Annotated in this window: 10 protein-coding genes; 2 read left to right on the top strand and 8 right to left on the bottom strand. The window is 41.8% G+C overall.

Going from position 1 to position 15,168, the window contains the following annotated elements; all coding sequences use genetic code 11:
• Nucleotides 1–174: 174 nt before the first annotated feature.
• The 6 genes from CWB78_RS07190 to CWB78_RS07165 all read right to left on the bottom strand — a co-directional run bounded on the left by CWB78_RS07190 (nucleotide 175) and on the right by CWB78_RS07165 (nucleotide 8,034).
• On the bottom strand, nucleotides 175–867 hold the full coding sequence (locus CWB78_RS07190) for a hypothetical protein (protein WP_138594845.1): 693 nt from the start codon (nucleotides 865–867) through the stop codon (nucleotides 175–177).
• Nucleotides 845–1,492 (bottom strand): L,D-transpeptidase family protein, encoded by a 648-nt coding sequence (locus tag CWB78_RS07185; RefSeq protein ID WP_138594843.1) that lies wholly within the window; start codon nucleotides 1,490–1,492, stop codon nucleotides 845–847. Before CWB78_RS07185 ends, CWB78_RS07190 begins: the two co-directional genes overlap by 23 nt.
• Nucleotides 1,493–2,722: 1,230 nt before the next feature.
• Entirely contained in the window at nucleotides 2,723–5,614 is a 2,892-nt protein-coding gene (gcvP, locus tag CWB78_RS07180; RefSeq protein ID WP_138594841.1) for an aminomethyl-transferring glycine dehydrogenase, read from the bottom strand.
• 152 nt (nucleotides 5,615–5,766) lie between these two features.
• Entirely contained in the window at nucleotides 5,767–6,156 is a 390-nt protein-coding gene (gene gcvH, locus CWB78_RS07175; protein WP_008112430.1) for a glycine cleavage system protein GcvH, read from the bottom strand.
• Between the two features lie 76 nt (nucleotides 6,157–6,232).
• Entirely contained in the window at nucleotides 6,233–7,315 is a 1,083-nt protein-coding gene (gene gcvT, locus CWB78_RS07170) for a glycine cleavage system aminomethyltransferase GcvT (RefSeq protein ID WP_008112433.1), read from the bottom strand.
• A 119-nt stretch (nucleotides 7,316–7,434) separates the two neighbouring features.
• Nucleotides 7,435–8,034, bottom strand: a complete 600-nt coding sequence (locus CWB78_RS07165) for a hypothetical protein (RefSeq protein ID WP_138594839.1) — start codon at nucleotides 8,032–8,034, stop codon at nucleotides 7,435–7,437.
• Nucleotides 8,035–8,160: 126 nt separating this feature from the next.
• Between CWB78_RS07165 and CWB78_RS07160 the strand changes: the two genes are divergently transcribed.
• Together CWB78_RS07160 and CWB78_RS07155 are read left to right on the top strand one after the other, a co-directional pair.
• Nucleotides 8,161–9,018 carry a LysR family transcriptional regulator gene (locus CWB78_RS07160; protein WP_008465324.1) on the top strand — a complete coding sequence of 286 codons (858 nt, stop codon included), beginning with the start codon at nucleotides 8,161–8,163 and terminating at the stop codon, nucleotides 9,016–9,018.
• Between the two features lie 509 nt (nucleotides 9,019–9,527).
• Nucleotides 9,528–11,684, top strand: coding sequence for a TonB-dependent receptor family protein (locus tag CWB78_RS07155; protein WP_010390740.1), 2,157 nt, complete (start codon nucleotides 9,528–9,530; stop codon nucleotides 11,682–11,684).
• An 82-nt stretch (nucleotides 11,685–11,766) separates the two neighbouring features.
• Here CWB78_RS07155 and rlmB read toward each other — a convergent pair whose 3' ends face one another.
• The gene (gene rlmB, locus CWB78_RS07150; RefSeq protein WP_008112440.1) at nucleotides 11,767–12,510 is read right to left on the bottom strand and encodes a 23S rRNA (guanosine(2251)-2'-O)-methyltransferase RlmB; all 744 of its coding nucleotides are present in this window, start codon (nucleotides 12,508–12,510) and stop codon (nucleotides 11,767–11,769) included.
• Nucleotides 12,507–14,966 (bottom strand): ribonuclease R, encoded by a 2,460-nt coding sequence (gene rnr / locus CWB78_RS07145; RefSeq protein WP_076919906.1) that lies wholly within the window; start codon nucleotides 14,964–14,966, stop codon nucleotides 12,507–12,509. Before rnr ends, rlmB begins: the two co-directional genes overlap by 4 nt.
• Nucleotides 14,967–15,168 lie beyond the last annotated feature (202 nt).

The following is a 15,168-nucleotide window of genomic DNA, read 5'->3' as shown; positions in this document are numbered from 1 at the left end:
CAATGCTAGAGCAAAGCTTAGTCGCGCTATAGTTTATAAAAACCAATTTAAGCGCATATAAAAGAGCAATAATATTGCCCTTTTATAGTCCGCATTAAGCAAAGTGTTCAATACATCAAAATCCAAGTTCATTTAGTCTATTAAAATAGATACAGTATTTTAATCTATTAACTTCTATAGCTCACACAACGACATTTCATGTTTCGGTTTTGCTATTTTTTTACTTGTTAGCGTTTTTCCTGTTTCTGTATCAAGGGTTATAACATCCCAATTTTGGTTTTTATTGGTTGTTATTAATACTTTTAAATTCCCATTACACAGCTTTGGTGGAATATTTATTTGAGTCCAAGATAATTCAATATCCCATGTACCATCCAACCTATAGCAACTGCCTGTATTTATAGAACTAAGCTTTGCCCACCCGCGCGGATGGCAAGCAATTAAATAAGGTTTTTCAGCCACCACTGTAGATTTGGGCTTAACTTTAAAGCCTGTTGAGGTTAAACCATCGTCTTCAATTTGAAGAGCATCTCCAGCTGAACTAATAACATAAAATTTATTATTAGCTTTGAAAAATTGTGATACATAACCCCTTGTTAAAGGCCAGTATTTTATTGGCTCCTTGTTATAGGGAATAAAACTTACATATGAAGCGTTACTACCATTTATTATTTTATAACCTCCAAGTAACCAGCCATTATCTGAGTCAAAAACGGTAGATACGCTATCAAGTTCAATAGATACTTCATTACCGTTAGGCAGCAAGTACATACTTGCTGCAAGCAGGTTATTACTAAATAAAAAAAAAGCACTCATCGTCACTGATAAAATGCAGATACTTTTATTAATTTGATTTATAACGTTCATGATATTTATGTACCGTAAATGAAGTGCCTCGTTTAAAAGCACCTATGGTGAATAAGCGGTCTCTATCGTTAGGTTTTAAATGAATACACCCATGTGAAGGTACCAATCGAACTGTTGAACCTGTTGCTTTTTCGGCTTCGTTCTCCGGCGTAGTGTGAAACATTTGCCCTGATAGACGCTCTTTTCCATCAAGTATTTTATTACCATTAATATCTTTAAACCAACGAATAGCAGTAGGCCCAAAATCATTGAACACCCACTTGTCAGGTACCACTTCTTTGCCATACAGCTCTTTATGCATTTCCATGATTGCACTACGCACAGGTAGTTTATATAACTGATTTAGACTTCCCCACTTACCACTTGGTAGGGCATACCAAATATCTCCTTTTGCAGGCATATCTTTTAGCTTAGTGCCCCAAGTTAGTTTTGATGTAGGCCAAGTAGGCGTTCTATAAGCTTCTGTTTTATCTATTATATAATGACCTGGCGTAGTCGGCTCTTCGGCCATATAGGGATCATTACCAACTTTTGGAGGGCCTCCCATCGCTTCAAATTGAGCGAATTTCAAACCATTTTGCTTTATAACCAAAAGGTCCTGACCTGGATAAAAATGAACTTCCATATGAACTTAAACTCCATTTACTTATAATTTTATTTTCCTGAGACCTAAATAAAGGTATTTATATTAGGTCAGATAGCTAATTTTTATACAACATTAGTGTACCTAATAACCTAACACACGTAAATAACTCATAAAAAACCTTTGCAACATCTATTATCTTTTATCCTAGGAAAATAATTCTTATGCTTAGATTCGTCAGGAGCAGAAGCGAAGGGGTTAAAGGATTGGTAATGTGCAAGCATAAACCACAGAATTGTTACAGCGCAGTGTGTAAATACAGCCAGAAACTGGACTGACATTGGTACTAAACGATGACTGAGGCGAAAGCCAAGGGCATTCATTAATCATCAACAATGCTTAATTAAACTGCCTAAATTCATATGGGTGACTGGTGTATATTCACACCAATCGACGTCATTACTGGGTGCGTAGTCATATTTAAAGTGAGTTTAAATGATAAGAACACTTGGTTTTTGAATAAAAAGATCAAGGAAACACAGCTGCCTGCTTGACCGGAACTTTCTAATGGGTGACCCCTATTCGATTGGAAAATATAATTTTGTAATAATTCGAAGGATCAAGTTTTACTTCTTACCTAGACCAATTATTAATCATTAATCTCACGTTTAACCCCCTCCCCCGTCATCACGCCCTGAAAATAAGCAATTGATGAGTAATATCGCGCATGGATGCGCGATAAGGCGAAACTAGGCCATGGATGGCCTATCTTCGCCGTTTACGTTCACATCAATTGTGGTTTGAAGGATTAAGCGTGATGCTCGGGTGCGCTGGGAGAGTCCAGAGAGGGGTCAGCGGCAGCCCCTCTTTGGCCGCCGTCGCCAGCGCGACAAAACCTTGAATAAGGTTTCTAATTTAGGTCACGGATTTATCCAGGCAAAAGTTAGCAATAAAAGCAATCAGCCAAGGTGATACAACTTTTTGGGCTAAAGCCCAACCTACAAACCACGCACGCCAGCAAGCTCAGCGCCTACGGTGATACCTATTATTCCTGTGTTAAATCACACATGCCTAAAGAGCGACCTACAAACAATACATATTTACGTGCTTGAGAGTTGGTAATGATATTGGAGAATCGTTGGGTTTCGTTTCACTCAACCTACATAAGCATTGGAAATGGCTTTTCACCTCACACAAAAAAGCCGTTGCATTGCTGCAACGGCTTTTATAATTTTGATAAACCCCACTCTACAATGGAAATTTTTTCAAAAATTAGTCGCGGTATGTCTCAATCGGAGGACATGCACATACTAAATTACGGTCGCCGTATACGTCATCGATACGTGTAACGGTTGGCCAGAACTTATCTTTTGCAACTGCTGGTACTGGGAATGCAGCGTAAAAACGGTCATACGCACGGTCCCATTCATTACCTAACACATCAGCTTGTGTGTGCGGTGCAAATACCAATGGGTTGTTTTCGATAGACCATTCACCAGAAATGATTTTATCAATTTCACCTTTAATCGATACCATCGCTTCAATAAAGCGGTCAATCTCGCCCTTAGACTCAGATTCAGTTGGCTCAATCATTAATGTGCCCGCTACTGGGAACGACATTGTTGGTGAGTGGAAACCATAATCTTGTAAGCGCTTAGCAACGTCCATTTCAGTAATGCCTGAGGCTTCTTTTAATGGGCGTAGGTCAATAATACATTCGTGGGCAACGCGATTGTTACGGCCACGGTATAAAATTGGGAAGTGCTTGCTTAGCTCATTGCTTAAGTAGTTAGCATTTACAATCGCCATTTCTGTCGCTTGTTTTAAGCCTTCAGAGCCCATCATGGCAATGTAAGCCCATGAAATAGGTAAAATAGCTGCAGAGCCGTAAGGCGCTGCCGATACTGCACCATTTCCTTCATTAGTACCTGGTACGTTAATTACGCTGTGGTTTGGCATAAATGGCGCAAGGTGCGATTTAACACCAATTGGGCCAACACCTGGGCCACCGCCGCCGTGTGGAATACAGAAGGTTTTGTGTAAGTTTAAGTGCGATACGTCTGAGCCAATAAAGCCTGGGCTAGTAACACCTACTTGCGCGTTCATGTTTGCGCCATCCATGTAAACTTGGCCACCATGCTGGTGAACAATTTCACATAACTCACGAATCGTTTCTTCGTATACACCGTGGGTAGATGGGTACGTTACCATGGCACATGATAGGTTTTCAGAGACTTCTTCAGCTTTCGCTTTTAAGTCTTCCATATCGATGTTGCCGTTTTTATCACAGTTAACAACTACAATTTTCATGCTGGCCATTTGTGCCGAAGCTGGGTTAGTACCGTGTGCAGAACTTGGGATTAAACATACGTTACGGTGCGCGTCCCCTCGTGACTCGTGGTATTTACGAATGGCGATTAAGCCTGCGTATTCACCTTGTGCACCTGAATTTGGTTGCAATGAAACGGCATCGTAACCGGTAATGTTAACTAGCCAATCGTGTAGTTCGTTAATCATTACTTGATAACCTTCTGCTTGGTCTAGCGGGCAGAATGGGTGAAGGTTAGCAAATTCAGGCCAGGTAATTGGGATCATTTCAGCGGTCGCGTTTAGTTTCATGGTACATGAACCTAACGAGATCATAGAATGATTAAGCGCTAAATCTTTGTTTTCAAGGCGCTTAATATAGCGAAGCATGTCTGTTTCGCTGTGGTAGCTGTTAAAGTTTGGATGCGTTAGTATTTCATCATCACGCACTAGGCTTGCAGGAATAGAGTCGCTGCCATTTGCTTCAACATCAGCAGCAATCGCATCTACGCTTAGGCCATGGCCTTCGCCTAAAATAATATCAAATAACTCAGCAACGTCTGCACGGGTTGTGGTTTCAGATACTGAAATTGAGTATTCACCTGCATGGTTAGTAGCAAAGTTAACACCTTTAGCTACAGCACGCGCAATCACGTCGGCTTTGTTTTCATCAACCACTGTTAATGTGTCAAACCAAGTAGTGTGCTTAAGTGCCACACCTTTTGCTTTTAAGCCAGTTGCTAAAATATCAGCAAAACGGTGAATGCGTTGTGCAATGGTTTTTAAGCCTTGCGGGCCATGGTATACCGCGTAAAACGCAGCCATGTTCGCTAGCAATACTTGCGCAGTACAAATGTTTGAATTGGCTTTGTCACGGCGAATATGTTGCTCGCGAGTTTGCATTGCCATACGTAATGCATCGTTACCTAAACGATCTTTTGATACACCAATAATACGACCTGGTAATGAACGTTTATATGCATCACGTGTTGCAAAAAATGCGGCATGAGGACCGCCGTAACCCATAGGTACACCAAAACGTTGTGCTGAACCCAATACTACGTCGGCGCCTAATTTACCTGGTGCTTTTAATAGTAATAAGCTCATGATATCGGCAGCTACACAGGCAATCGCTTTTTTACTTTGTACGCCAGCTATTAGGTCAGTTATATCAACAATTTCGCCTGATGTTGACGGGTATTGAAATAACGCACCAAAAATATCGTGGTTCACAGCATCGGCGGCTTTACCTACAATAATTTCAAAACCAAATTGCTCTGCACGGGTGCTCACTACGTCAATGGTTTGCGTGTGTACGTCGTCGGCAATAAAGAACGCATTGGCTTTTTTAGCTTTAGATACACGTTTTGCAAGGCCCATAGCCTCGGCTGCAGCGGTTGATTCGTCAAGCAGTGAGGCACTTGCTAAATCTAGGCCGGTAATATCTAGGGTCATAGTCTGGAAATTTAATAGTGACTCTAAACGCCCTTGTGCAATCTCTGGCTGATACGGTGTGTACGCTGTATACCAACCCGGGTTTTCAAGTACGTTACGTAAAATTACGTGCGGTACGTGAGTTGGGTGGTAGCCTTGGCCAATATACGATTTGAAAACTTTATTTTTGCTTGCTACTGATTTTAAGTAGCTTAGTGTTTCAACTTCGGTGCGGCTTTCGCCGATATTAAGACCTTGCTCAAGACGAATACCAGCAGGTACAGTTTGACCGATCAGCTCTTCAACGCTCGATACTTCAAGAGCGCTAAGCATGTCGTTTACTTGCGCTGGGCTTGGCCCAATATGGCGGCGAATAAAATCTTGCTTTTGCTCTAATTGTTCAAGAGATTTGGCGTTTGACATGTGTCCAGATTCCTATGATCCAAATACTAATGGGTAACTAGTATTGATTAAAATATGTGATGATTTAGCTGCTTAATTTGTATGGAAAAATAAGCGCTTTAATCATAAAAGCCCCAATGTTTTAACATAGAGGGGCTTTTATTAATTAACGATTAGTCTTCGTCAATTGTATGCGCGTAACCTTCAGCGTCTAATAAGTTATCTAACTCAGACTCTTCTGACGCTTTAATACGGAATAACCAACCGTCGCCGTATGCGTCGTTGTTTACTGTTTCAGGCGCATCTTCTAGCTCTTCGTTAATGGCAACAATTTCACCACTGATTGGCGCGTAAATGTCTGATGCTGCCTTTACCGACTCTGCTACTGCACAGTCTTCGCCAGCATCTACTTCGTCGCCTACTTCTGGTAATTCAACAAATACCATGTCGCCAAGCAGTTCTTGTGCATGCTCAGAAATACCAACAGTGTAAGTGCCGTCGCCTTCGTTACGAACCCACTCGTGTGAAGGTGCGTATTTTAACTCGCTAGGGATATTGCTCATTTTTTTCATCCTTTGGTTTAGATTGGGAGAATACCAATGAATAAGGCTAACTTATTTATTGGTATAACCAAATTATTTAGATTATTGATTTACCGTTACGTACAAAGCCCGACTTAACTACTTTTACGTTAACTAATTTTTTACGCATTTCTACTTGAGCTGTGTCGCCAGTTGAACGTGGTACACGTGCTAATGCAACACTATAGCCCAATGTTGGTGAGAATGTGCCAGATGTAATAACACCTTCGCCACCATCAACAATTACTTTAGAACCACTGCGTAATACGCCTTTTTCTTCAAGAATAAGACCTACCTGCTTGTGAGTACTTTTTTCTGCACGTTGTTTTACCAAAACATCACGACCAATAAAGTCACGATCTTCTGGCTCCCATGCAATAGTCCATGCCATGTTAGCTGCCAGTGGTGATACGCTTTCGTCCATATCTAGGCCGTAAAGGTTCATACCTGCTTCTAAACGCAGTGTGTCGCGCGCACCTAAGCCCGCAGGCGCCACACCGGCATCAAGCAATTGCTGCCATAAATCGGCGGCTTGCTCGTTTGGTACTACAATTTCGTAACCGTCTTCGCCAGTATAACCTGTTGTAGCAATAAATAAATCACCGGCTTGAACACCAAAAAATGGCTTCATGCCTTCTACTGCAGCTTGCTGGTCAGCGTTTAATACTTGGGCTGTTTTAGCACGTGCATTAGGGCCTTGAACCGCAATCATGGCGTATTCTGGGCGCTCAGTAACCGTTACAGCAAAATCGCTCGACACCTTAGCTAAATGTGCTAAATCTTTTTCACGGGTCGCTGAGTTAACCACTAAGCGATAAAATGTTTCGCTAAAGTAGTAAATAATTAAGTCGTCGATTACGCCGCCTTGCTCGTTAAGCATGCCAGTGTAAAGCGCTTTACCTGGTACGGTTAACTTAGCAACATCGTTAGCTACTAGCTTGCGTAAAAACGCTTGTGCTTGCTCACCTTGAATATCAACAATGGTCATGTGTGATACGTCGAACATACCAGCATCGTTACGTACGGCGTTGTGTTCTTCTATTTGTGAGCCGTAGTTAATTGGCATTTCCCAGCCATGAAAATCAACCATTTTTGCGCCGGCTTCAAGGTGCTTTGCATGTAATACTGTTTTAGAAGTCATAATATTCCTTCACTTTTAAATTAACCCATGTGTGTGGGCGTGGCCTCAATTAAATGAGGGGGAATAACATGGTAGCCATTAATAAGCCTACCAAATTGTAATCTTTAACTTTTTACCCGTTAGGCTGCTTGAGTGTTGGTAACACTAAAGCCCTGTTGCTGCATATACTGTTGCCACTTATCAAGCGTGGCAGTTTTAGCAATAACAATAAACTGCTGTTCGTTGTTTTGATCTACTGCAGTAACAAACACGTCTCCACTTTGCGCGCCATAGCAAAGCTGCGCGTCAGCAAGGCGTAACCCTGGGGTTAGTTTAAATGCCTCAACTAAGGTATCAAATGCATTGTCGCCTTTTAAAGTAAAGGTCGCTAAGTCGGTGCGTACCACAAAGTCTATATCGTATCTAAGCTGTTGCTCGTTAATGAGCGCTTGTAATTGCAGGCTAGCATTAACAGGAAGTACAAATCGAAAGGCGGTTTCGCTAAAGTAGTAAACGGCGTAGCTAAAATCAGAATTTAAATCGCCATCCAGTGTGCCTTTAAAGCCAAAGCCACTAGCGGTAAGTTTGGTGAGGTCATGACCTAAAATAGTACTTAAAAATACCGATGCTTCGCTACCACTAAAGTCAATAACAACGTGATTGCTATCGGCTTGTAAGGCATTAATAACCGCGCTGTTAGCGTTGCTATGGCGGGCAAACATAATCGGGTTAAAAGTCATAACAAATACCTATCAATCTTTAATAGCAAAAGTATATTGCGCAAGCCTTACAACAACAAATTGTAATTACTTATCAATTGATAAATAATACTTATATATATAGCCATATAAATAGTAATTTTAAATATGAAAAATATTTCAACCGACAGTTTACGAACTTTTGTTATGGTGGTTGAGGTTGGTGGATTTGCCAAAGCTGGCGATTTACTTGGCCTTTCGCAACCAGCAGTGAGCTTACAAGTAAAACGTTTAGAAGACTTACTCGGCTATAAATTATTTAAAAAGCAGGGGCAACGACAAGTGCTCAACCAATATGGCGAGTTATTACTGCCGATGGCAAAGCAAATGGTGCAGCATAACGATGCCATTTTGCAGTTGTTCACCTCAGAAAGTGTAACCGGTAAAGTGCGCTTGGGGATCCCTAGCGAATTTGCCGCGCGTATTTTGCCCTCCATTATTGGCGATTTTGTGGCGCTCTACCCTGAGGTATCACTTGAAGTAAAATCACGTTTAAGTAAACACCTACTCTCTGATGAGCGCCAAGATCAATTTGATTTAGTGTTAGCGCTTAACGAGCAACTTGACTCAGAAAAATTCCCTATTTTTATTCAAGACCAATTAGTGTGGGTGGGCGACCTATCACTGGCACAAAATGAAACGGTAACCTTAGTGACCGCGCCTGAGGGCTGTATTTACCGACGCAGAGCAACTCAGGCGCTTGAAAAAGCAGGCATTAAATATCGTATTGTTTACAGTAATGCCGATTTAACCGGTTTAATTGCCGCATTAAAAGAAGGCTTAGGCATAACAGTGCTCGCAAAAAGTACCGTACCTAACGATTTAGCCTATCACTTACACACTAAACATTTACCTGCGCTTGGCAGCATAGGTATTAGTTTAGTAAAAACCGCCAGCGAACCTGAAAACGCGGTATTTAAACTCGCCGAATTTATTAAGCTGCGCTTAGGCTATCCCACTGCTTAAATAACCTGAACTCTGGATAATAAATCTATCCCACACAGAGTTCAGGTTAAATTAACTGCCACTAGCCATTACATTATCCTAATTTTATAAGATTAGAATAAACATTTAGGGTCTGTTGACCTTTGCGGATTAAGATTTGTTCAAACTAGGGGCGATTTAATCGCGGCGCGAGGTTTGTAACCTAGTGGGCTAAGTAAAAACCGAGCAACAAAGAGTAAATCGCCCCTAGGCAGAACCCTTCGGGCAGCGCCTGTTTGGCATTGATGCTGCGTTATCGCCTATTTATGGGGAATAACCACACCACATAGGCTCTGCCTTGCCTAAATACCAAACTGACTGCTGCAAATTTAACCTTGAAAGATCAACAGACCCTAGTTAAAAATGTTATAAAAATAGTGTATTTTTACGGCAAATGTAAATATAACTAAAACTTAATAATATTGATTCTCATTCGTTAACATGTTTAAATTACGCCAATTTTAGTAGTTGAACTATTTTTAGGGTAATCAATGTCACATAAATTTTTAGTTTCCTCGTTAACTGCAGCCGTAGCGCTGTCTTTAAGTGCTACAGCAATGGCAAAAGATGCCGGCGGCGTTGAACGCAACTTTGAACAAATTACCGTTATTGGCTCACAAGCAGCAATTAACGATATTCCAGGATCGGCTACATTTATCTCTGATGAAGAATTGCAAAAATTCGAATTTACCGATATTTCTCGCGTATTAGCATCTGTACCAGGTGTATACGTTCAAGAAGAAGATGGCTATGGTCTGCGTCCTAACATTGGTATGCGTGGCACAGGTACTGGCCGTAACGATAAAATTTCAGTAATGGAAGACGGCGTACTCGTTGCACCGGCTCCTTATTCTGCACCATCGGCTTATTACTTCCCAACTATGGGTCGTATGGAATCAATTGAAGTATTAAAAGGTGCTGCCTCAGTTAAATATGGCCCGCGCACTACCGGTGGTGTATTAAATTTACTTTCTCGCAGCTTACCAACTGAAGCAAATAGCTCTATGGGTATGGTTGACGCGGCACTTGGTAGCGATGGTTACTATAAAGGTCACGCTTACTTCGCTAAAGAAAAAAATAACACAGCGGGCTTAATTGAAGTGTTTTCTTACGGCGCTGATGGTTTTAAAGAATTACCAGTAGGCGATGACAATACTGGTTTTGAAAAAAATGACGTACTGGTAAAATTTGGCCATACCTTTGGTGAAAACGATGCCCACAACATTGAGTTTAAAGCTAAGTACTCTGAAGAAACATCAGACGAAACGTACATGGGCTTAACTAACGCCGATTACCAAGAAAATCCTAACCGTCGTTATGCGGCATCGCAAAATGATGAGATGAACACCCGTCATAATGCATACCAAGTAAACTATGCATACCGCTTTGGTGAAGGTTACGAATTTTTAGCAACCGCTTACTTAAATGACTTCCACCGTAACTGGTACAAAGCCAGTAAAGTAAGCGAAAGCTACCTTGAGCAATACAGTGAATTTGAAGCAAACCCAACGGCTGAAGGCATCGAAAACATAGGTGTTAAAGCTAATAACCGCGACTACCAAGCCAAAGGCGTGCAGTCTGAATTACACATTCCAGCGGGCGATCACTACATTACGGTTGGCGTACGTTACCACGAAGACGAAATGGATCGTTTCCAGTGGGAAGACAAATACACGCTTAATCAAGATTTAAGCATGACTCTTACTTCGCAAGGCGCACCTGGCTCTAATAGCAATCGCTTAGACAGCGCAAAAGCAAGCACCCTATTTATTCAAGACGAATGGACAATGGATGCATTAGTTGTGAGTGCAGGTCTGCGTTATGAAGACATTACTATTACCCGTGAAGAATGGGCTAAATCAGATCCAACTCGCAGCCAAGGCTTAACGAAAGATATTTCAAACGATACTGAAATTTTAGTACCGTCTTTAGGTGCTACTTACACACTTAACGACAACGTAACGTTACTTGCAGGCATTCAAAAAGGTTATGCACCCGCAGCGCCAGGCAATGCAGACCAAGACGAAGAAGAAAGCGTCAACATTGAGTTTGGTTCTCGTTTTAATGCAAACGGCTTTAACGGTGAAGTGATTGCATTCTACTCTGATTACGACAACATGCATGGTAACTGTACCGCATCAGTAGGTTGTAGCGACGACAACATTGGCGACCAATACAACTACGGTGAAGTAGAAGTATCAGGCTTTGAATTTAGCGCTGGTCGTACGTTTAATACTGCATCAGTAGCGTTCCCAGTTAAACTGACTTACACCTACACTGATTCAGAGTTTAAAAACACATTTGATTCAGAAATTTGGGGCTCTGTAGAAAAAGGCGATGCAATGCCTTACGTACCAGAAAACCAAGTTGCTTTATCGTTTGGTGCCGAAGTGAATAACTTTGTTGTTAACAGCCAAATACGTTACGTATCGGATGCACATGCTGACCTTTCTGACTCAGGCTTAAATGCGATTGATAGCCGTGTTGTATGGGATTTAGCTGCTAAGTACTTAATTGATGAAAATCAAAAAGTATACCTAAGCGTCGATAACTTATTTGATAAAACCTACATTGCTAATCGCGCAAATGGCGGTATTCAACCTGGTAAGCCACGCTCAGTACAAATGGGTTACTCTTACAGCTTTTAATAAAGCGCTAACTTAAAAGTACAAAAAAGCCGAGATTGATAATCAATCTCGGCTTTTTAATGCCTATGTGATTAGCTTAGGCTTAATTTGTTTCTGCGCGCTGGCGTAACACTTCAAATAAACAAATGCCGGTTGCTACCGATACATTTAAACTTGAAACCGTGCCTGCCATTGGGATTTTAACGAGCACATCACAATGCTCACGCGTTAAGCGGCGCATGCCCTCGCCTTCAGCACCCATCACAATCGCCATTGGGCCTGTTAAGCTGGCATCAAATACATGTGTGTCGGTTTCACCGGCAGTACCTACAACCCAAACACCCGCGTCTTTTATTTCACGCAATGTACGTGCAAGGTTAGTTACCTGAATAAGCGGTACCGTTTCTGCTGCGCCACAGGCTACTTTACGTGCTGTGCCATTAAGCTTTGCTGATTTGTCTTTAGGAACAATCACCGCATGTACGCCCGCTGCATCGGCACTACGTAAGCAAGCACCTAAATTATGCGGATCGGTAATGCCATCAAGCACCAGTAAAAATGGCGTGTCTTCGCGTTCAATGATCTCATCGAGATCTTTCTCATTAAACACTCGCGCCGCTTTTACGTTGGCAATAATGCCTTGATGCTGTTCATCTTTCGCTTTGTTATCAAGCGCTTTTCGTTGCATAAACTGTACTGAAATACCAAACTGACGCGCTTGCTCAATCACAGGCGATAAACGCTTATCATCACGTCCCTTAAGGGCGTATATTTCTATAAAGCGCTCTGGCTCTTTTGCTAAAATTGCTTCAACAGAGTGAAAGCCAAAAATTAATTCATTACTCACGAATTGTTTGCTCCTGGGCTACTACGTTTACGGGCATTTTTACCTGGTCTTTTAGGCTTTTTGACCGCTTTCTTTTTGGTTTTTTTCTTCGCGGTGGTGTCATCCGCTTTTACTTTAGACTTACCCGCTGCCTTAGTTTTACTTGCAGGCTTTTTTCCACCTTTTGGTTTTTTACTGTCGCTTGCTGACTTTTTACCCGGTATTTTACCGGCTTTAAGTTGCGAGCGAACGCTTGCTGGGGCATTCTTTTTTGGCGCACGACGACGCGCATAACGATCTTGAGCCACATCGCCTTTAAGCGTTAAGTTAATTCGGCGATCATCTAAGCTTACCGAGGCAACTTGTACAGTTACTTTATCGCCTAAACGATAAACCGTATGTGTGTGTTCACCCACCAAGCAATGTTTAGCCGCATCATGTTGGAAGTATTCATCACCTAAATTGGTAACATGAATTAATCCATCAATTTGCAAATCATCTAAACGAATAAATAAACCAAAATTAGTAACCGATGAAATAACCCCGTTAAACTCCGTGCCTACATGATCTTGCATGTATTCACATTTTAGCCAATCGGCTACTTCACGGGTGGCATCGTCTGCGCGACGCTCAGTAGTTGAACACTGCTCACCAAGTTGATCGACTTCATCATCGCTATAGGCGTATTCACCTGACGTTTGTTGACCTTGCGCTTTTAATACCGCTTTAATCGCACGGTGTACCACTAAATCGGGGTAACGGCGAATTGGCGAGGTAAAGTGCGCGTAGGCCGATAATGCTAAACCAAAGTGACCTATGTTATCTGGCTGATATACCGCTTGCTTCATTGAGCGCAGCAGCATAGTTTGAATAAGTTCAGCTTCAGGACGATCCCCTAAACGAGCCAATACATGAGTGATTTCTTTCGGGGTGGGTTCGTCGCTTAGCGTGCTTTCAATACCTAGCTCAGTTAAAAACTGAGTAAAGTTACCCAGTTTTTCGCTATCGGGTTCATCATGTACCCTAAACAATGCACTTGCTTCGTGTTTCTCAAGTAATTTAGCCGCCGAAACATTAGCTAAAATCATACATTCTTCAATCAGCTTATGCGCATCATTACGAATAACCGGCACAATAGATTCTATTTTACGCTGTGCGTTAAATACAAAACGGGTTTCGAGTGTTTCAAATTCAATTGCACCACGCTCTTGGCGTGCTGCTTTTAATGCCATGTACATTTGCTGTAAGTCAGTTAAATGTGGCACTACAGCTGCGTATTCTTTACGGAGCTTTTCGTCATTTTGTAAAATGGCATTTACTTTGGTGTAGGTTAAACGAGCATGCGAATTCATTAGTGCTTCGTAAAACTTATAGCCCGACAGCTTACCCTCTTGCGATACGGTCATTTCTGCAACCATACACAGGCGATCAACCTCAGGGTTAAGCGAACACAAACCGTTAGACAATACTTTTGGCAGCATTGGAATAACTTGCTCAGGGAAATACACTGAATTACCGCGCTCTATCGCTTCTTTGTTAAGCGGCGTGTTCATACCTACATAATGGGATACATCGGCAATGGCTACCCATAAACGCCAGCCACCTGATTTTTTAGGTTCACAATAAACAGCGTCATCAAAGTCGCGAGCGTCTTCGCCATCAATAGTGACAAGTGGTAAGCCGCGTAAATCAACACGGCCTTGCTTATCGGCTTCTTCAACAAATTCACCTAAGTGGGCAACTTGCTGCTCAACTTCTTCAGGCCACACGTGTGGAATATCGTGATTACGCAGCGCAACTTCAATTTCCATACCCGGCGCTAAATGCTCGCCCAGTACGTCAATCACTTTACCTACCGCATTCATATTGCGGCTTGGATTTTGAGTTATTTGCACTTGCACCATTTGGTTGTGGCGTGCGCCTTTTTCGTTACCCGGTAAAATAATAATATCTTGGGTAATGCGCGGATCTTCAGCAACCACCACAGCAATACCATGCTCAACAAAATAGCGGCCAACAATAGGCGCTCGCTCATTAGTAAGCACTTTAATAATACGGGCATCGCATTTTGAGCCTGAACCACGCTTAGTGCCTTTCGCAAGAACAATGTCGCCATGTAGCACCATATTCATTTGATGCTTGGCAATAAACCAGTCTTTGCTCTCGCCTTCAACTTCTAAAAAGCCAAAACCGTCTCTGTGACCGACAACTTTGCCTTTGGTTAAACCGGCTTCGTCAATCAGGGCATAACATTTAAATTTATTAAAATACAATTGCCCGTCGCGCTCCATGGCACGAAGTCGGCGCTTAAATGCTATTTGTCGTTCTTCATCGTTGACCGCGAGTTCTTCGCATAGTTGCGTGTAATTAGCAGGTTTTGAACGCTCTTGAAGGTGAGTAAGTATAAACTCACGACTAGGGACTGGGTTTTCGTACTTTTCTTGTTCTCGACTGAGATTTGGATCTTGGTTTGACATTCACTATCTTGTTAGTTGGTTATGTAAGCATTTTAACTCATATACTCGAAATGAGACAGGTAAAAGCCATTAAACTTTTAATAAAGCGTTATTAGCTTTTGCATTTTGTAGCAATGTAGCTAAATAACACTTAACACCTACTTAATTAATGCACATGAAAGTGAGTAAATTAACTGTAGTTATGTTTACTCACTTTTATAAA

The organism is Pseudoalteromonas sp. S1612 (genome assembly GCF_005887175.1).
Classification (GTDB): Bacteria; Pseudomonadota; Gammaproteobacteria; order Enterobacterales; family Alteromonadaceae; genus Pseudoalteromonas; species Pseudoalteromonas undina.
This window is presented reverse-complemented; position numbering and strand designations above follow the sequence as displayed.

Excerpts from the sequence above, each read along its gene's own strand:
- rnr (WP_076919906.1), bottom strand. The coding sequence starts at position 14,966 with ATGTCAAACCAAGATCCAAATCTCAGTCGAGAACAAGAAAAGTACGAA.
- CWB78_RS07185 (WP_138594843.1), bottom strand. The coding sequence starts at position 1,492 with ATGGAAGTTCATTTTTATCCAGGTCAGGACCTTTTGGTTATAAAGCAA.
- gcvH (WP_008112430.1), bottom strand. The coding sequence starts at position 6,156 with ATGAGCAATATCCCTAGCGAGTTAAAATACGCACCTTCACACGAGTGG.
- CWB78_RS07190 (WP_138594845.1), bottom strand. The coding sequence starts at position 867 with ATGAACGTTATAAATCAAATTAATAAAAGTATCTGCATTTTATCAGTG.
- gcvP (WP_138594841.1), bottom strand. The coding sequence starts at position 5,614 with ATGTCAAACGCCAAATCTCTTGAACAATTAGAGCAAAAGCAAGATTTT.
- CWB78_RS07165 (WP_138594839.1), bottom strand. The coding sequence starts at position 8,034 with ATGACTTTTAACCCGATTATGTTTGCCCGCCATAGCAACGCTAACAGC.
- gcvT (WP_008112433.1), bottom strand. The coding sequence starts at position 7,315 with ATGACTTCTAAAACAGTATTACATGCAAAGCACCTTGAAGCCGGCGCA.
- CWB78_RS07160 (WP_008465324.1), top strand. The coding sequence starts at position 8,161 with ATGAAAAATATTTCAACCGACAGTTTACGAACTTTTGTTATGGTGGTT.
- CWB78_RS07155 (WP_010390740.1), top strand. The coding sequence starts at position 9,528 with ATGTCACATAAATTTTTAGTTTCCTCGTTAACTGCAGCCGTAGCGCTG.